Origin of the sequence: Salipaludibacillus sp. HK11, assembly GCF_047795645.1 — a bacterium.
GTDB lineage: Bacteria > Bacillota > Bacilli > Bacillales > Salisediminibacteriaceae > Salipaludibacillus.
Genome location: NZ_CP181045.1, coordinates 1,023,275 through 1,041,919, shown reverse-complemented (window position 1 = coordinate 1,041,919; position 18,645 = coordinate 1,023,275). Strand labels below are relative to the sequence as shown.

At 36.2% G+C, this 18,645-nt stretch carries 16 protein-coding genes; 10 read left to right on the top strand and 6 right to left on the bottom strand.

Annotation, left to right across the window (positions count from 1 at the left end):
- Positions 1-1,150 precede the first annotated feature (1,150 nt).
- Positions 1,151-1,378, top strand: coding sequence for a hypothetical protein (locus ACM26V_RS05360; protein WP_416150407.1), 228 nt, complete (start codon positions 1,151-1,153; stop codon positions 1,376-1,378).
- Between the two features lie 220 nt (positions 1,379-1,598).
- Here ACM26V_RS05360 and ACM26V_RS05355 read toward each other — a convergent pair whose 3' ends face one another.
- Positions 1,599-2,327: a YqcI/YcgG family protein gene (locus ACM26V_RS05355; protein WP_416150406.1), complete on the bottom strand. Its 729-nt coding sequence runs from the start codon at positions 2,325-2,327 to the stop codon at positions 1,599-1,601.
- A 576-nt stretch (positions 2,328-2,903) separates the two neighbouring features.
- Here ACM26V_RS05355 and ACM26V_RS05350 point away from each other — a divergent pair.
- Positions 2,904-3,866: a D-2-hydroxyacid dehydrogenase gene (locus ACM26V_RS05350; protein WP_416150405.1), complete on the top strand. Its 963-nt coding sequence runs from the start codon at positions 2,904-2,906 to the stop codon at positions 3,864-3,866.
- 133 nt (positions 3,867-3,999) lie between these two features.
- On the opposite strand, the gene ACM26V_RS05345 is transcribed toward ACM26V_RS05350, so the two are convergent.
- From ACM26V_RS05345 to ACM26V_RS05330, 4 genes are all read right to left on the bottom strand, one after another.
- Positions 4,000-7,614, bottom strand: a complete 3,615-nt coding sequence (locus ACM26V_RS05345; protein WP_416150404.1) for a lipocalin-like domain-containing protein — start codon at positions 7,612-7,614, stop codon at positions 4,000-4,002.
- 424 nt (positions 7,615-8,038) lie between these two features.
- Positions 8,039-9,163, bottom strand: coding sequence for an NADH-dependent flavin oxidoreductase (locus tag ACM26V_RS05340; RefSeq protein WP_416150403.1), 1,125 nt, complete (start codon positions 9,161-9,163; stop codon positions 8,039-8,041).
- A 161-nt stretch (positions 9,164-9,324) separates the two neighbouring features.
- A complete protein-coding gene (locus tag ACM26V_RS05335) occupies positions 9,325-9,615 on the bottom strand; it encodes a hypothetical protein (protein ID WP_416150402.1) in 291 nt (96 codons plus the stop codon).
- An 88-nt stretch (positions 9,616-9,703) separates the two neighbouring features.
- Positions 9,704-10,291, bottom strand: coding sequence for an NAD(P)H-dependent oxidoreductase (locus ACM26V_RS05330; RefSeq protein ID WP_416150401.1), 588 nt, complete (start codon positions 10,289-10,291; stop codon positions 9,704-9,706).
- Between the two features lie 189 nt (positions 10,292-10,480).
- Between ACM26V_RS05330 and ACM26V_RS05325 the strand changes: the two genes are divergently transcribed.
- Positions 10,481-10,912 (top strand): MarR family winged helix-turn-helix transcriptional regulator, encoded by a 432-nt coding sequence (locus tag ACM26V_RS05325; protein ID WP_416150400.1) that lies wholly within the window; start codon positions 10,481-10,483, stop codon positions 10,910-10,912.
- 215 nt (positions 10,913-11,127) lie between these two features.
- Here the strand turns inward: ACM26V_RS05325 and ACM26V_RS05320 are convergent, their stop codons facing one another.
- Positions 11,128-11,472, bottom strand: a complete 345-nt coding sequence (locus ACM26V_RS05320) for a toprim domain-containing protein (protein ID WP_416150399.1) — start codon at positions 11,470-11,472, stop codon at positions 11,128-11,130.
- 510 nt (positions 11,473-11,982) lie between these two features.
- Here ACM26V_RS05320 and ACM26V_RS05315 point away from each other — a divergent pair.
- From ACM26V_RS05315 to ACM26V_RS05285, 7 genes are all read left to right on the top strand, one after another.
- The gene (locus ACM26V_RS05315; RefSeq protein WP_416150398.1) at positions 11,983-12,966 is read left to right on the top strand and encodes a phosphate/phosphite/phosphonate ABC transporter substrate-binding protein; all 984 of its coding nucleotides are present in this window, start codon (positions 11,983-11,985) and stop codon (positions 12,964-12,966) included.
- A 144-nt stretch (positions 12,967-13,110) separates the two neighbouring features.
- Entirely contained in the window at positions 13,111-13,884 is a 774-nt protein-coding gene (phnC, locus tag ACM26V_RS05310) for a phosphonate ABC transporter ATP-binding protein (RefSeq protein WP_416150392.1), read from the top strand.
- Positions 13,884-14,708 carry a phosphonate ABC transporter, permease protein PhnE gene (gene phnE / locus ACM26V_RS05305; RefSeq protein ID WP_416150397.1) on the top strand — a complete coding sequence of 275 codons (825 nt, stop codon included), beginning with the start codon at positions 13,884-13,886 and terminating at the stop codon, positions 14,706-14,708. The genes phnC and phnE (ACM26V_RS05305) overlap by 1 nt, the downstream gene beginning before the upstream one ends.
- Positions 14,708-15,511, top strand: a complete 804-nt coding sequence (gene phnE / locus ACM26V_RS05300; protein ID WP_416150396.1) for a phosphonate ABC transporter, permease protein PhnE — start codon at positions 14,708-14,710, stop codon at positions 15,509-15,511. Before phnE (ACM26V_RS05305) ends, phnE (ACM26V_RS05300) begins: the two co-directional genes overlap by 1 nt.
- Before the next feature lie 68 nt (positions 15,512-15,579).
- The gene (locus ACM26V_RS05295; protein WP_416150395.1) at positions 15,580-16,383 is read left to right on the top strand and encodes an inositol monophosphatase family protein; all 804 of its coding nucleotides are present in this window, start codon (positions 15,580-15,582) and stop codon (positions 16,381-16,383) included.
- 95 nt (positions 16,384-16,478) lie between these two features.
- Complete coding sequence (locus tag ACM26V_RS05290; RefSeq protein WP_416150394.1) at positions 16,479-17,294, top strand: HAD family hydrolase; 816 nt, start codon at positions 16,479-16,481, stop codon at positions 17,292-17,294.
- A gap of 281 nt (positions 17,295-17,575) precedes the next feature.
- Positions 17,576-18,586 carry a phosphate/phosphite/phosphonate ABC transporter substrate-binding protein gene (locus tag ACM26V_RS05285; RefSeq protein WP_416150393.1) on the top strand — a complete coding sequence of 337 codons (1,011 nt, stop codon included), beginning with the start codon at positions 17,576-17,578 and terminating at the stop codon, positions 18,584-18,586.
- The last annotated feature ends 59 nt before the right edge of the window (positions 18,587-18,645 follow it).

Sequence of the window (18,645 nt, the reverse complement as noted above, 5' to 3'; positions counted from 1 at the left end):
TAATTTTCCGCATCTTCAACAGTGCTCCATTCAAGTGAGACGCTTTGACCAGTAACCTCTGTCACATTCACTGATAATGCACTTCCCTCTGCTTTAACTGTAGCCCCTAAACTAGATGGTACAAGCGAAAACATCATCAGTAACACCATACAAATCATCGAAATTCTTTTAAACATTATTTACCTCCTTGAAAGATTAACGAACTTGTCCACACAATTAGTACGTGCACCTCCCTTTTATGATTAATTTGCCCTACTCAATCTATTTTGTTTTACATTGGGCTCCTATGACTCTAAATCGGTCACAATAAATAAGATAACGCTTTCATTTTATTGATTTAAGAAATCAAAAACTCTTTAATAAGCTAATAATAGTTTTAGGTGGCGAATCTCTGGGTGAGTAACAATGAAGAATGTAAGATGAAATATCATTGGAAGGTCGACAACAATTCTGTCTTCTGTTTACAATTATAAGCATGACAACAATCGAATGAAAACCCGAAAAAATGTTAAAAAAGCTATAATAAATAACAAAATCACTTGTTTTTATGCTAAATTATGGAATTTATGGCTCTTAAACTAATAAAATAAATTAGATTTCCTGTCACTAAAGAAAAAATTATAAAGAAATTAACTTAAAGTGACACAAAATTTTTTACTCAATTTATCATAATAATGGATTAAAAACCTAATAGACGCTGGTGGAATAAGAAGACACAGATGTGTTTATACGTGGATCCTAAAGTGGTTTCCTTAGCAAGGGAGTAGGTGAATCGTTTCTTAACACAATTTACCGGAATCATAAAATAAGCTAATCTACCATTCTTGATGGTTGTTGATTAGCTTATTAATGATTAACCTCAATAACTTACTTGAAAGGGTTCCCAGTAATTCCTTCGATAATTTCACAAAATCTATATCCAAGCCTTTGGCAAAATAACCATGATCAGGTGCTTATATTCTTTTAATTCACAATAGTCGATTTTCGTATAATAAATACTTAAATTCATAATCTGCATTGAAAGCAGGTAGCAACAAATGCTATTAGTTATCTTAGTTTAATTGTAACAAAGCACCTTTCGCTCAAACTTCCACTTGCTTCTATTCGATTATTCTGACTATAATAATTATATACTTAGGGAGGTGGAAGCATGGCTATTACATTTCAATTAAGGAACAAAGATGAAGTTCTAAAATTGAACAAAATTGCTACACAATATTCTTTCGATATATGGGTTCATAGTGAAAATCAAATGTTTGATGCGAAAACATTACTTGCGTTATACACTCTCCCATATAATGAAACGCTTAAATTGGTTATTGAGGAAGGTGTCCATTCAAAAGCTCTGCTAAAAGATATGGATTATTTCAAAAAATAGAGAGTACTTTTTATTTTATAGAATTAATTTCACAATGAACCTCTATATAAAGTTAAATGAGGACTAGCCTCTAACTCAGATGCTAGTCCTATTCTAATTGAAAAATTAAAAATTAGATTACATCAGGTGGAGATCTCCTTCCCTCCGCAGAGTTGAATGAAACTAGGAACAGGAATCAATAAACATGAATCAAACAATTGGAACTGCTTGATTCATCGAGTTACTTCTCAACATGAAAAGGGCATTTTCCCTTTATTGGTTCTGCATCGTCACCGATAAAAAATTGTTTCCACTCGTTATGAGTAGAGTCGCCATAATGACTGATGTCCGGGTGCTTAGGTAAATTATCCCAGACTTCCACACGCTCTCTAACCTTTTCTCTCGACATCGCCCCACCAGGTTCCGTGCCCTCCAAGCCTTTAAAAATACGCCTTGGTTGGAAACCAAGAACAAGGCTGTTTCCTAAATCACGTGTTTTCCTCTGTTTATATGCAGGCGCATTGCCAAAAACAAAGATAGGTTCCTCTTGAAAGTGAAAATCCCATAAATAGTGGTCTGGATCTTTCGGTTGATCACTCGGCCAAGAAGTTCGATCTTGTTGATGGATATATTGTAAAATATCCCAAAAATAATCTCGATAGTAATCAATGCTTTTCTCTTCTTTTTCAGGCTCTACAAACACAAACAGACCGTGCCGAGTTAGTTTAGGTGCATTAAATAGACTTAAAAAAGAACTTAAAGTCCCAGGTAATGTCGACCAATCTTTGTGACTAATATACGAATAACGAAGCTCACCTCTATTCTCAGCTTTTTGCCCAAAGTAACATGGAAAATCCTTCCTCGTCACAATATTTTTAAATGTCTCGTATTCTCTATTAAACCAATCTGGATGAAACTCAGGATTTATAATATCGCTTTGCGTTAAAAGTCTGGATTGTTGCGATGACATTTTAAACCTCCTACTTTTATATGGAAATAGTTCTTTACCATTTTATTATCTATTCCCACTGTGCATCTTGACAAAACAATCTGATAGTACATTTTGATGAATCGCGTAAGTCTTATTGAGCTACTTCTATTATTAATCTTACTATATTTGACAAGAATTTTCTTCCCATTTGCTAATCCTTCCCTATTATAAATGGATTGTAAATTAAAGAACGGTTTATGCTATATCACCCACGGTATTTATCTAAATTTCGGCTCAACTACTCGGATTCATACTGCATTTGGTTGCTCCTCTTCACCACTTACAGCATTTACGAGGCAATCTGTATCCATAGCATATGTAAACACATACCCATGCGGAACAATCATGATCTTTTTTTCTTCGGAAGTTAAGTGCCGTTACATCCAACAAATCTAATACCATGTGATCTCCTCATATATAAATGTTATGATTTTCTGTTATTTTAACCACATATTTTGTTAAATGACAATTTATCTTCAATTTTTACACATGAAATTTCACGTAGTTATTAAGTTTGGTAAACTAAGAAGAAATATGAAATGAGGACGATAAGATATGAAAAAAAGAAAACTTATTATTACACAGAACCTCGATGATCATTTAATTGAAAAAATTCACAATGTGGTTCCGGACTGGGAAGTTATAATCGGGCAAGACCAAAACATTTGGGAAGAACATCTTCACAGCGCTGAAGTAATTGCTGGTTGGAAAAAGCAAATAAAAGAAGCTTGTAAGTCAAATGATACTTCTATTCGTTGGGTACAGGCTTGGAGTGCGGGTGTAAATTCTTTGCCTTTGGGTCTCCTAAAAGACAGAAACATCTCTGTCACTAGTGCTAATGGAGTTCATGCTTACCCCATTTCGAAAACGATCTTTGCTTTAATACTTGGATTAACCCGTAATATACACACATACGTGAAAAATCAACAAGCAAAGACATGGCATCATGCTAATTTAAAATTAGAAATCCATCAAAAAACAATTGGCATAATCGGTGTTGGAGCAATTGGAAAAGAAACTGCTAAAATTGCTAAAGCATTTGGGATGGAAGTACTAGGAGTCCGTAATTCTGGAATACCTTCAGAATATGTAGATAATATGTATTCATCCGATCAATTAAATGAAATCCTTCCATTGTGCGATTTTGTTGTCGTTACTTTACCGTTAACGAAAGATACTACATACTTATTTGGCAGAGATCAGTTTAAACAAATGAAGAACACCGGTGTTTTCATCAATATTGGCCGAGGTCAAATTGTTGTCGAAAATGAACTTATTGACGCACTCCAAATAGGAGAAATTGCCGGAGCAGGACTGGATGTATTCGAAACAGAGCCTTTGCAACCAGATACCCCATTATGGAATATGGATAATGTCATTGTCACACCTCACACAGCTGGTGCTACAGAACATTATGATAAACGAGTTATTGAAGATATTTTTATCCCAAATTTTAAAAAGTATGTCCAAGATAAGCCAATGCCAGTAAATTTATTAGACTTTAATAAAGGATATTAATGATTCAATCTATTATCCTTCGCAAAAAAATAATGACCCTAAACTGCTAATTTAAGCAGTTTAGGGTCATTTAAATGTCTTTAATGTTATTAGTCTTGTTTTTCTCTGTTTACCCTAATCATACGTTTATTTCTTACTCCGTTAATTTCTTTCTTTTTTTGTAATAAACGACTCCGCCGATTATACCGCCTAATAATAGTAATAATATCCCAAATAGCATATAATTAAATGTATTTGTCGCAGTATCTGGTAACGTCTCACCATCTTTTTTCTGTTGTTCAGATTCTGATATCTGTGTGTCCTTTTCTTCGCCTCCAGCTTCAATCGCTATGGTGTCATCATTCGATCCACCACCTGTAGAGTCGTTGTTACCATTATCCTCTTCACTTGAACCAGAAGAGTCGGAATCAGACAAAAGCCCTTTTAAAGTTTCGAGTTCTGCTTGCAAAACACTCAACATATTTTCTTGATTCGTTGTAATACTCTCTAATTCTTTAAATGCTGCTTCGATATCATTGATTTCTTGTTCAAGACTTTGTACTTTCTCATCCAGATTCTCAACCTCCAAATTGTTTTCTAATTCTTCAATTCTCTTTATTAACTCGTTTATTTGATTCTCTAAATCTAATTCTACAGTAGTTTCTAATATAGCAAATGTACTAAAGTGGTTCGTTTTACCTTCTACAAATCCTTCTTCATCATACGAACCACCAATAAATATCCATTCACCATTTTTATGATTATAAATATCTAGTTTATCCAGATTAACATTTTCAGGTAAATCGTTGACTGGTATTCCAAGGGTAACTTTCTCTGTAAAGTTACTACTGTCAATACCATCAGCATTAATTGAAAAAGAGTAATGATCACTTAAAGAATCATCTTCAACACTTTCATGAGAGAAATCAAATGATACCTCTCCTGAGGCTCTTTCAAAAATTGCAGATGGGAATTTCACCTGCGCAATTTTATCCGCATCTGTAGTATATTTAAAGTTAAGTGATGCCTTTTTATTTCTAATTAAATCCCCATCAATTGTCACAGTTCCATTTGAACCGCTTACATGAATTTCAAGCTCCGCACCTTCCTCTACCTCTTCTTCATCTAGTACAATTTCACCTTTTTCATCAGGCTCGTAAATTACCTGATCGTCACCTTCAGGGTCACTCACTTCTTCAAGCAGTGGAATATCTCCGTTGAAAAGACTTCCAACTTCATCTCTAGTTAAAGCTTTGTCATCATAAATTACTAATTCATCGATCCAACCTTGAAACGGTGTATCCCAATAATTAACAGCTAAAGCAAACATTCCATTAAGAGTCGTAAATACTTCATTAAATTCTGAATGAGTATTTGATTCTTCTCCATTGATGTAAATAACTAACTCGCCATTATCATTCGCAATTGTCACATGTGACCACTCATCTAATTGTAAATTGTCGTCGCTTCCTACATTACCATCATAGAATTGACCATTTACGTTTGACCAAAGCATAGTCGAACCACCCGGGCCCTCAGGAACAAGGCTTATCCAGCTATCATCATTTCTCGCTCCAAAAAAAGTTGTCGTAAACCCTGTTATTACTTCAGGTTTCACCCAAAATCCAATTGAATACTGATCACTTGAAATTAATCCATTCGGCAACCTAACACCTGATTCCCCATCAAAATAAGCTGCATCACCTTCTTTTCCTTCCTCAAAAGTGATAGTTCCACCATCATTATCAATTCTATCCCCAGTGATCGTCCCACTTGGTTCTTGTCCAGTTTGGTCTTGAAGATCTCCCTCGAAATCATAATAAGCTACTAAACGAGGTTCCCTTTTCGAAAGAACTATCAAATTAAATTCTTGTTCTTCTGAAACGTCACCTTTAGTTACAGTTGCAGTCAAAGTAACTTCTTCATCTAATTCACCTGCCTCAGGTCTAGTTACCTGACCTGATGATGATATCACTTCTTCGTTTGATGAACTCCAACTAATTGTTGCACCACCAGCGCCATTCACCGGTAAGGATATACTAGAAACAACTGATTCTAAGTCACCTAAGTCTATTGAGTCATGCGTACTTTGAACCGCATCTTCATCAGACATAGACTGAGTTTCACTTCCCCAAACCACAATTCCTTCATTAGACATCGCACTGAAGGTCATTACCCATTCTTCCGTTGTTGGGTCCCATTGGCGCAAGAATACACCGTCAAAACTACCGTCATCATCAAGAGTTAACGCTACACGATAGTCATCATATTTTTCCCAAGTACCAGTGACGTCACCTGTGACTGTTTGATCTTCTTTCAACTCAATCCATGAAGATTCAGTTAATTCCCCAGTAATTTCTGTTCCATGATTAATATATTTATATTCTCCAATTACTTCCTCATCATTAACGGTTTCAAGTGTTTCACCAGCATAACGATAAGGTGTAGGAACTGGCCATTCATCAGTATTTTTTACCATTTGATGTACACGAATTTCATGCATCTCACCTTGTCCAGGAAAACGAGTATGGAAAACTAGAAATTCTTCACCAGTTTCAGAATCTGTATAATACGAGTTGTGCCCAGGAGCCATATAACCAGTCCCGCTACCGCTTCCCGGTTCTCCAAGTTCTCGTGTAAACAAGAAGTTCCCCATCATTTTATTTCCCAGAATATTGTGATCATGAGTACCTGGTCGATTACGTGATTCACCATCATCTACTTCATCTGGTAATAACGCAGAATCTCCCGCTGCATCTACATATGGTCCATCTGGATTTTCTGATCTAAATTGTCGCATTTGGTAGCCTCCCTCTGCAGCTAAACCTCCGTATGTGACATATAAGTAATAGTAACCTGTGTCTTCATCATATACTACGTAAGGTCCTTCACCTGATCTTCCATATCCTCCGGAAATTTTCGTTCCGAAATAACGATCTATCATTCTACCATCCTCAGTTTCACCATCTTCACCAGGGTATTTGGGTTGTCCTGTTGTTGGATCAACTTCAAGAATAAACATACCACCAGCCCAAGAACCGTATGTCATCCACATCTTTCCATCTTCATCGAAAAACAAGTTTGCATCGATAGAATTCGTATAGATATTATAGTTATATCTCCCACTATCTTGAAACCAATCTGAATTCGGTTCATCAAATACACCGTCAACGATTAAGTCAGGTATATTTGTATTACTCCAATGCTTGTCTACATCACTATTTTCATCGGTGACTCCTTCTTCTTCATGAAAATCAGAATACATGATCGTATCTACATACTCAAATGGTCCCTCAACATCTTGAGACACTGCATAACCTATTGCAGAACGAATATACGTTGAAGACGCACTATAGTACATCATGTAAGCACCGTTAGAACCATCACCGTTTACGTAATGGTCATTCCAAATAATTTCTGGTGCCCAGACCGCAAATCCACCCGAGCTATCTCCATCATCTTCACCAGCCCATTCAAATGATCCTGCTAAATTCTCAGATAAATCTCCATATAATGTGTTTCCAGGAGTTGTATAACCGTTTGTAAAGTTATCCCAATTTATCAAGTCTTCTGACTTCGCTCCGTCAATATGAGACCCAATCGCATAAAACATATCATCAGCTTTTATGATTGACGGGTCGTGGACACTAGCATTTCTAAATTCTGGTTCACTCTCATCACTACTTGAACTGTCTCCTAAAACAGTAAGTGGTGATATAGTTAATAACATTATTAACATTATAAAGGTGCACTTTTTTATACTACTCATTAATATTTCTCCCCTCACATTTAAAACTCCACTTATTTAAATCGATGACGACGCTTACAAAACTTTCACCTCTATTAATTATGTATCATTTTCTTTGTTGGATTAAGAGGTTTTATAACAACGCAACTTATATTATCGCCTAAAAACTTTGCCCTCCTTACATTGATATTTTAATGAAAACATAAACGCTAAAAATTTCTAAAAACATTATCGTTAACATTTTCATTAATAGATTAATAATAGCACGGTAGTTTTAAAGCTTCAATAGTTTTCTAAATATTTTATATAGTGAAAATTTGTATTTCTATTCAATTTAGTTTTAATCATTTCCTCTTTCGTTTGTATTACAAAAAGAGACTGTCGCCAAAATTACTTTTGGTGACAGTCTCTTAAATTAAACCAATTTTCTTCACTTGGATCTAATTTACTTGTTTTTAGCGTGTTCTTTCACAGGGAACCAACCAGGTGAGTTAACGATCGCGTTCCATAGTGACTCCGGCACTACAAGCTTCTCTCTGTCATCTACCGATAGTTCCGTTCGGATCTCTTTCTCACGGCCTTCTTCCACTTTTTCCATCCATTGCGGTTCCACAATCAATTCACGGCCGAGTGCAATAAACGGCACGTTCCCTTCCATTGCGCGCTCAACGTCGTTCGGTGTATGAAGAGAACCAACTCCAATAACTGGTATTTCATTTCCGATCGTATCTTGAATTAACTGAACTCTTGAGCGTTTGTCGGATTTATCACGCATAGAGCCCGCAAAGAAATCCTGAACAGAAATATGAAGATAGTCTAGTTCTTGCTTTGCCAATTCCTTTACAAAAACAAGTGTGTCATCCATCGTAATCCCTGGATTCTCCATTTCTTCAGGAGAAATACGGTAGCCGACGATAAACGAATCATCCGCTTCTTCTGCCGCCTTTACTACTTCTTCTATAATTGCGAGTGGGAAATTCATTCGTTTTTCTAATGAACCACCCCAATAATCGTCACGACGATTCGAATGTGGGGAGAAAAACTGCTGAATCAAATATGTGTTTGCACCGTGAATTTCAACGCCGTCATAACCAGCACGAATCGCACGACGTGTCGCATCACCAAATGCTTTAATGATAGATTGTATTTCTTCTTCTGTTAATGCGCGCGGCGTAACTGCGCCTTCTCGCAATGGTGCAACCGCCGATGCACTAACTGGTTGATTATCTGGAAGTAAATCTGGCGGTGCCATTCTTCCGGCGTGAAACATTTGAAGAATAGCTTTTGCGCCTTCACCTTTTATTGTATCAGCAAGTTTCCCTATGCTTTCAACTAAATCATCGCGATCTACTCCAATCTCGCCTGGGAATCCTTTTCCCCCAGCTGTAACATTTGCAACAGCAGTAATTACTGCACCAACACCTCGTGAGCGCTCTCTGTAATAATTTAGCTCCGTGTCTGTTACTTCACCATTATCTGCCGACGCAAAGTTCGTCATAGGTGCTAACAAAATCCTGTTCTTCCATGTTGCTCCATTTTTAAACGTATATGGTTTAAGAAATGTATACATATGTATCTCCTCCTGATTGGCTGAACTCACTTACTTAAACTAGTTTACAAAAAGTAAGTGAACAAAACCAATAATCTGCTCATACTTAAAATAATTTATACACCGGGACATTTTGGTAACGATCTTCTAATCTTAGATTTTATTCGGTCAAGCAATGGAGATTATTCAAACAACCTCAATTGTTCGGTCATTACTCCACTTATTGCTTCTGTACTGTATCCTAATGAATGATAGCCCTTAAGTCGATTCTGGTACATATTCTTCAGAGTTTCATTTTTTTCATCGACATAATCATAGACACGGACTTCTCGTTTACCATCGTGGTCACGATGAAGGCGCCCTACATAATGTTGTAATGTCCCTTTCCATGAAATCGGCATTGTTAAAAACAGCATATCAAGACGAGCATAGTCAAATTCTTCACCAATAAATTTCCCTGTAGAAATAAGCAATAATTCTTAGTATTCTTATTACTCTTTTAGGACTTCCGATATTCATTACTTGAAACGATAGTATTTTTACTTTTACTTATTTTGAAATTTAACTATTTAACGTCGTAAAATATCGATTTATTTTTTGTAACTTTTGGCGTTGCCGTCCCGATGGTTTTTCCATATTTCCAAATTCAAAAAATTTCACTTTCTTAATACCAACAAAATTAAAAAGTGCTTTGCGCATTAAAATTTGATGGGCATTATATAGCCACCATAATAAATAGTAATTTGGCCCCTTCATTGTTGAAACACAAACAACTGATTTGCCTTTCAGTAAACCCTCTGGTAAAAGCCCGCCTTTATCTCTATAAGCAAATTGCGAAGCAAACATCTTATCTATATATCCCATAAGCATTGCAGGAGGTCTCCCCCACCAAATTGGATATACGAAAACAATTTTATCTGCCCACAGAATCTGATCTCTGTATTTAGCAAGTTCAGGATCTGCATGCATCTCTCTTCTCTGCTTGCTTTGGTTAAAAATTAAAACAGGATTAAAATCTTCTTTATATAAGTCCAACACATCAATTTCATCAATATTTGAATTCTCTTTACTTCCGCGGATCACTTCTTGCAAGAATGCGTGGCTTAAACTCTGATCATTCGGGTGCGTGTAAATAACTAACATTTTCATCGAAACACCTCACCATTTTAGTTTTAGAAGTATAACCTAAGGAAATTTATAAATTATAGTAAACTAGATCATAGATCCAACTGTATAAATTTACTAATAAAATTAAAATATCATAACGGACAATTAGTTGTCAATTGATAATTGTATTTTGATATTTAATTTGTTAATTTAAAGTTAAGAGGTGATCTAATGAAAAATAAGACATTGTTTGAGAATTTTGTGGCATTCACTTCCGCTGTTCACCAAGTAACGAATGATATGACAAAAGAGGTAAAGTCAGACACAATCACGCCTGTGCAATATAAGATACTTGAATTTATTACAATAAGTTCACACGTGACACTTAGTGGAATTAGTAACTGCTTGAACATTTCTATGCCAAATGCAAGTCGAGAATTAAAAAAATTATATGATGCTGAATTGTGTGAAAAAGCCCCTAATTCGAATGATCGACGTAAACAATTCATTCACTTAACTTCAAAAGGAGAACAAATGATGAATGAGTCTTTCAAGATAATTGAAACTCGTTTTAACAAACGTATGGAGAATGTAACCCAGGAAGAAAAAGAGGAAATAAACCAAGCGATTGAAATACTTCAAAAAAAAATTTTTTATAATTAAGGGGGTTATCATAAATTCGTAAAATTACCTAAGGAAGGTTTTCTAAGATACCAGAGCTTCTTAATTTTGTCTGACAGTTTTCTATAATGCTGAAGTTCACCGATATTTCTAACTTTATTCTCGGAAACAACATTGATATTTCGAAATAATTTTCAGTTTTAATGACGTCAAATATTTACAATATATACAAGAATTGCGGCAAGTATCACTAGTAACTAAGTACATGTGTTTTTTACAATAAAATAATCGCTTAATAATTCAGTCAAACAATTTATTGGAGTCGTCTCTACTTGCCCATAATTCTTGTCTGTGTATAAATGAGTCGCATTTGGCAATTCTCTTTTTAACTGCTTCCTTAACTTTTCCCCTGCTTCATCAGCATCAACTAGGACATATACATCCATTTCTTCAATTGGAAAAATTATTGTTTCAAGTTTCTCCTCACTCAAAGTTCCATGCGTGCAAATCACATCTACTGGCTCATCTAGTATCTTTTTAACTAGTTTACGATCATTTTTTCCTTCTACAATTAATGCTTTCTCTACTATTTCCATCTTCATCAACTCTCTTTGAATATAGCTACATTTATAAATCTGTAACCTAATAATTTTTTTAAAGTCGTTTGAAGCTTAAGTCTACATTCCCCCAATAAACTTAGCTATTAAACGTACTGCTTCTCAGATGTATTTATTTTATGGTGAAAGTCTTCTCTCTTATTTTAATATCTGCCTTCCAAATTTAAATCAGTACTTTCATTACATTATATAATTTCTACTATATATATTAATATATGCAGTGAAAACAAAACCAGATTAATAATCCCTTTAAAAATTACTACTATAAAAATAATTCAATTTAATATGACATTATTCCTTTCAAATCGAGACATCATAAGAAATAATTAACAATTAATCGTGCCTTTTTATTCACTATCACTCCGAATTATTGTTATATAATCATACAATCTTATTGACAATAAGTATCCTATGTTTAATAATTTGTTTAGCGTAATAGTGATCAAAATCACTTTTATGTTCTAAAATCTACATAAAAATATAGGGGGTATTATTTTGAAACGTTTATTATTTACATTTGTATTAGGTTCAGCTATGACAGCACTAGTTGCTTGTGGAACTGACGCTAACGAAGAGAACAATGGTAATGTTAACAGTGGCAACAATGCTAATAACGTTAACGAAGAAAACAACGGTAATAATGACAATGAAGAAGCATCTGGTGATGAAGAAGAAATTGACACTCTCGTCATGGGTTTCATCCCATCACAAGATGCTGGTGAAATTGCCACCACAGCTGAACCGCTTGAAGAGTTCCTTTCAGATGAGCTAGGCATTGAAGTTCAAGCAGAAGTAATGGTCGACTTCAGTGGTTTAATTGAAGCAATGAGAACACAACAAGTTGATATTGGATTTTTAAATCCATTCGGATTTGTACAAGCAGAGGATCGTGCAGATGTCGAAGTTATTTTAAAGTCGATCCGCCATGGTGATGATTTTTATGTCGCACAATATACCGTTCCGGCTGATTCTCACATTGAAAGCATTGAAGATTTAGCAGAAGAAGAAGGATTAGTTTGGGCATACCCAGATGTATTATCAACATCCGGATACCTCTTCCCTGCGAAGCAATTAATGGATATGGGTGTTGAAAATTTAGATAATCATTTCGAAGGTTTAAGTGTTGGTGGTCATGACAATGCCATTATGCAATTGATTGATGGGCAGGCTGATTTTGCCACGACGTTTGATGACGCGCGGGACGCACTAGCAGATGAATTCCCTGACGTTTACGATGAACTACGTGTTATTGGATATACAGATGCTATTCCTAATGATACGATTTCTGTTAGAAGTGAATTACCAGACTCCTTAAAACAGGAAATTACAGATGCTTTTATGAGCTTGAATGACAATGAAGAAATGCTTAAAATCATGAATGAAATTTATACGTGGGACGGCATTGCTGAAGCAGAATCTTCTGACTATGATATTGTCCGAGAAGTATTTGCTGAATTTGAAGACGACCTAGCAAACTAATTTTTATTTTATAAAGCAATTTAAATGATGAATTGTTATAATATAGAAGTTATCTGTCGCCACCGTAAGTTCGTCTTGCTGTGGCTCACAGATACTTCTTTTCTTTTTACATATAAAAGTTAACAGTTGGGATGGTGAAGAAGATTGTTAGAATTTAAAAATGTATCGTTAGTGTACCCTAATGGGCATCACGCCTTAAAGAATATTAATCTTAAAATTAATGAGGGCGAATTTGTCGTCATTGTTGGAATGTCCGGCGCCGGTAAATCAAGCTTAATTCGAAGCATTAATCGGATGGTTACTCCAACCGAAGGGGAACTCTTATTAGATGAACAAAATATTCTCTCTTTTAAGGAAAAGAAACTACGAGAATTACGCACAAAAGTAGGAATGGTTTTCCAAAGTTATAACCTTGTGAAACGAATGTCTGTGTTACGGAATGTCCTGGCCGGACGCCTCGGTTATACCGGTACAATTCGAAGTATCCTCGGGTTGTTTCCTCAAGAGGATTTGCAAATGGCGATGAACAACTTACAACGTGTTGGGATCGAAGAGAAAGCTTACGTTCGTGCAGATGAATTGAGTGGTGGTCAACAACAACGTGTGAGTATTGCCCGTGTTCTCACACAACAGCCAAAAGTTATTTTAGCGGATGAGCCTGTCGCGAGTCTCGATCCTCCTACCTCACATAAAGTCATGAAAGACTTGAAACGAGTCAGTCGAGAAGATAAGTTAACGACCATTGTCAACTTACATTTCATCGATATGGCGCAAGAGTATGCCGATCGGATTATTGGTTTACGTGATGGCGAAGTGGTGTTTGACGGGCCAATTGAAGACGTGACAGAAGAGACTTTTGAACAAATCTATGGTCGTCCGATCAAAGAAGATGATCTTCTCGGAGGAGATGATGACTAATGGCCAAGCAGGATAACAATCATACGACTGCATCTAAGCCTAAACGTCTCCCCGTTACGCCTAAAAAGATGAAATACACCTTAGGAGCATCTTTACTTATTGTGATCATCTTATATGTTTTATCTGTTTTTCAAACAACAGCTTATCCTAATCGAGTAATTGAAGGATTTCCAATTATTTATAAATTTGTCATTGAAGACTTATGGCCACCAAATTGGAGTTACTTCCCTCGCGTCGCGATGAGTTTATTAGAAACATGGAATATGGCGTTATTTAGTACGACTTTTGCGGCTATCATCGCCTTACCAATGAGTTTTCTCGCGGCGAGTAACCTCAATAGAAACGCCTATTTCTATCAATTTATTCGTAACTTCCTGAATTTGTTACGGACGATTCCGGAGATTATCCTTGCTGTATTGTTTGTGGCTCTCGTTGGAATTGGTGCGGTTTCTGGTATTCTAGCGTTATCCGTTTTTTCGGTAGGTATTTTAGCTAAACTGATCAGTGAAACGGTCGAAGCGATTGATCCAGGTCCGGTGGAGGCGATTAAAGCATCTGGAGGTAATATTTTTCAGGTGATTAGCTTTGCGGTAATGCCGCAAATTCTGCCGCAATATGCTTCGTATGCCTTGTATGTGTTAGAGATCAATGTGAAAGCATCGGTTGTGCTTGGATTTGTTGGTGCTGGTGGGATTGGGTTGATTCTCAACCAACAATTAAGTTTATTTAACTATGATAATGTCTCGACAATCATTATCGTATTATTTCTGACGATTACAATCATTGATTTAATTAGTAATCGCTTAAGGGGGCGATTAGAATAATGGCGGATAAACCAAAAATCTCATTACGTAAAGCAAAAACAAAGACATACAAATTTTATTTCTACACGATCATGCTTACGCTCAGTGCCTTGTATATTATCGGTCTATTTACAACGTCCTTTTCGGTATCAGGATCAGCCGCATCACCGCTCCACACGTTAAGACGTATTTTCATCGTCCCTTTAACAGACATGGAGTATATCGTGCAATTTCCCGTCTACATCGGTTTTATGATCGAAACGATCGCGATTGCCTATGCTGGAGTGACGGTCGCAACGATCTTGGCTGTGCCAGTCGCTTTTCTTGCTGCACGGAATGTGACAAAGCGATTCTCCTACATAGGAAAATCCTTGTTAAATGCGATTCGAGCGATTCCTGAACTGATTTTTGCGATCATTTTTGTTGCAGCAGTTGGTATTGGCCCCTATGCTGGGGTGCTTGCGATTAGTATCAATTCGATTGGCATGCTCGGTAAATTGTATGCAGAAGTGATTGAGTCAATTGATACGAGTAATGTCGATGCAATCAAAGCCAGTGGTGGAAACCGTATCCAAGCAATGTGGTACGGCGTACTTCCGCAAGTAATTCCTGAATTTTCTTCGTACTCTATCTACCGTTTTGAGATTGATGTACGCGCCTCGACAGTGTTAGGTATTGTCGGAGCTGGTGGAATTGGTGCTCCGCTTATTTTAGCGACTTATCAACGAAACTGGGAAGATGTTGGGATGATCTTGATTGTAGTCGTTGTATTTGTTAGTTTGATCGATTTAATTAGTGGAAAAATTCGTAAAAAATTAGTTTAATTAGTAAGATGAGGACCCTTTTGGGACTCCTCATCTCTATTTTTATGCAATAGGAAGGGGTATTCTTAATGGATTATCAAGTAATTTACCGTTTAACAAAGGAATGGGTTTATGAAGCTGGTGCTGTATTGAAACAAGCAGTAACACAAGATATCGCAGTAGAATATAAAACATCAGCCGCTGACCTAGTTACTGAAAAAGATAAGGAAATTGAATCTTTTTTTGCAAATAAAATTAAACAAACATTTCCTACTCACTATCTCTTAGGTGAAGAAGGAGTAGTATCCGAACAAGGTAACTATAATCCTCGCAAAGAAGTGGTTTGGCTAGTCGATCCAATCGACGGAACTACAAACTTCGTCCATAATAAACGTAATTTTTGTGTATCTGTTGGAATTTATGATTGCGGAAAGCCTATTATCGGCGTTATATATGACCCGTTAGCAGATGAAATGTTTCACGTACTTTCTGGTAATGGTGTTTATTTAAATGATAGACGCATGGACCCTTGCGAGCAATCCCCTACTTATGAACAAGCTTTATTTAGCATGAATCACTTGTGGTTAGCACAAAATGATTATCTTCAAGAACAACCATTACAACAAATGGCAACAGACATTCGAGGCTTTCGTTGTCTTGGTTCTGCTGCATTAGAACTTGCTTATGTCGCAACAAATCGGTTGGATGGTGCCCTGTTTATCGGTCTTGGCCCTTGGGATTTTGGCGCGGCGTATGTGTTACTTCTTGAACAAGGGATGACTGTAACAACGGCAAAAGGTGAAGAGATTGATGTATTCAACCACTCCTCTCTTTTCACAGCTTTTAAAGGGCTACATCAAACTATTCAATCAAAATATATCCGTACTAAATAAAATTAAACATTCTTTAAAAAACGACCTTGGAAGTCGCTTATCCTACTCTGGCTTCTAAGGATTCATTATTTTTCAAGAAAGGAATGATATGATTAATGAAAAAATTATACATATTTGATTTAGATGGAACGCTTTATGAAGGGAAGGATCACTTTGATTATTATGCAGAGCTCCTTATGAAAGAATTACCACAGTCAGAACGCCATGTATTCTGGGAAGACTACGAAAAGATGAAAGATGGAAACCATGTCGTAACAATTGGAAAAGCTTACGATGTAAAAAGGGACTTAGCCGTGACCATAGATCCAATCACATTAAAAGCTGTTGAAGCTCATGAATGGAACGGACGAAAAGTAGACAATGTTGAAAGCCTTTATGGATCTGATCCTGTTGCGTTTGATTTTAATAATTTTGTAGCAATTGGAGACGGTTGGTGGCTTCCATTCGCCTGTGCAAAACATCACGGTGACTTAAATTGTTATCCGTTTTATTTAAAGACAAAGGAATATATGGTAAGTGATCAATTTAACCTCGAAGCTATCCCACACCTCAGGGAATTTTTATTGTCGTTAAAAAAGACTGAACATATCGTTCTTATGACAAACAGTGATAAAGAAGATGTACTTCGCTTAATAAAAGAATTAAATTTAACAAATGTATTTGATCAAATAATTTCTTCTGCAAAAAAACCTTCCCGCACGAAGGAATTCTTTGGAGAATTACAAAAAATGTACGGACTACCATTTTCTCAACTTGTTTCCGTGGGAGACAATTTTTTAAATGAGGTTGCTCCTGCATTACTTCTAGGAATGAAAGCAGTTTATATATCTGAACATCCTCACAAAACCGAGCACGTAAATCTCCAACAGGTTGACAGTATCAGTGATTGGATGAACGAAATAGAAAAATAGGTGCTTATCTTACCTCCTATCTTCCCTAAAAATCATACCCTCCTCATTGGAAGGTATGATTTTTTGGGTTTTGCATTCCTATACACCACTCCCCTATTAATTCAAAAGAAGAAACTTCCAATCTATGAAAATGTTAATAATGTTTAGTTAGTGTTAACTTTTGGTAAATGTTATTGACTGTCCCTCCTAAATAATCAATAATCTAACTTGAAAGGACATAATCTGGACAAAAATTTATGACTTTTCAAATGAAGGTAGATAAAAAACAGGAGGGTTTTATTTTGATTAAAAAGTTAGTTTTTTCACTAGTTCTAGTAATTGCAATGATGGCTTTAGTTGCTTGTGGGACCAATGGTAATGGGAATAACAATGAGAATGAGAACAACGTTAGCAGCGGTAATAATGATGTTACCGAAAATAATAACAACAATGAAAACAATAACGAAGAAATGAACGACAATAACGAAGAAGCGGCAAATGAAGAAGAAATTGACAAACTTGTGATGGGCTTTATCCCATCACAAGATGCTGGTGAAATTGCCACGACAGCTGAACCACTTGAAGAGTTCCTTTCAGCTGAGTTAGGCATTGAAGTTCAAGCAGAAGTTATGGTTGACTACAGTGGTTTAATTGAAGCGATGAGAACACAACAAGTTGATGTAGGTTTCTTAAATCCATTTGGCTTTGTACAAGCAGAAGATCGTGCTGGTGTGGAAGTTCTCTTAAAATCGATTCGTCATGGGGATGACTTTTATGTCGCTCAATATACCGTGCCTGCTGACTCACACATTGAAAGCATTGAAGATCTAGTAGCAGAAGAAGGATTAGTTTGGGCATATCCAGATGTATTATCAACATCCGGCTACCTCTTCCCTGCAAAGCAATTGATGGATATGGGTATTGAAAACTTAGATAATCATTTCGAAGGTTTAAGCGTTGGTGGCCATGACAATGCCATTATGCAATTGATTGATGGGCAGGCTGATTTTGCAACAACATTTGATGATGCCCGGGACACACTTGCTGAAGAGTTTCCTGATATTTACGATGATTTAAGAGTTATTGGACACACAGACCCCATTCCTAATGATACGATTTCAGTTAGAAGTGAACTTCCTGAAAGTGTAAAACAAGGAATTATTGATGTATTTATGAGCTTGAATGATAATGAAGAAATGCTTGAAATTATGAATGAAATTTATACGTGGGATGGCATTGCAGAAGCTCAATCTTCTGACTATGATATCGTCCGTGAGGTTTTTGCTGAATTTGAAGACGATCTAGCTAACTAATTATTATCTTATTACTATAATCATGATTAGATTGTAATAAAAGGAAGTTGTCTTCGCTA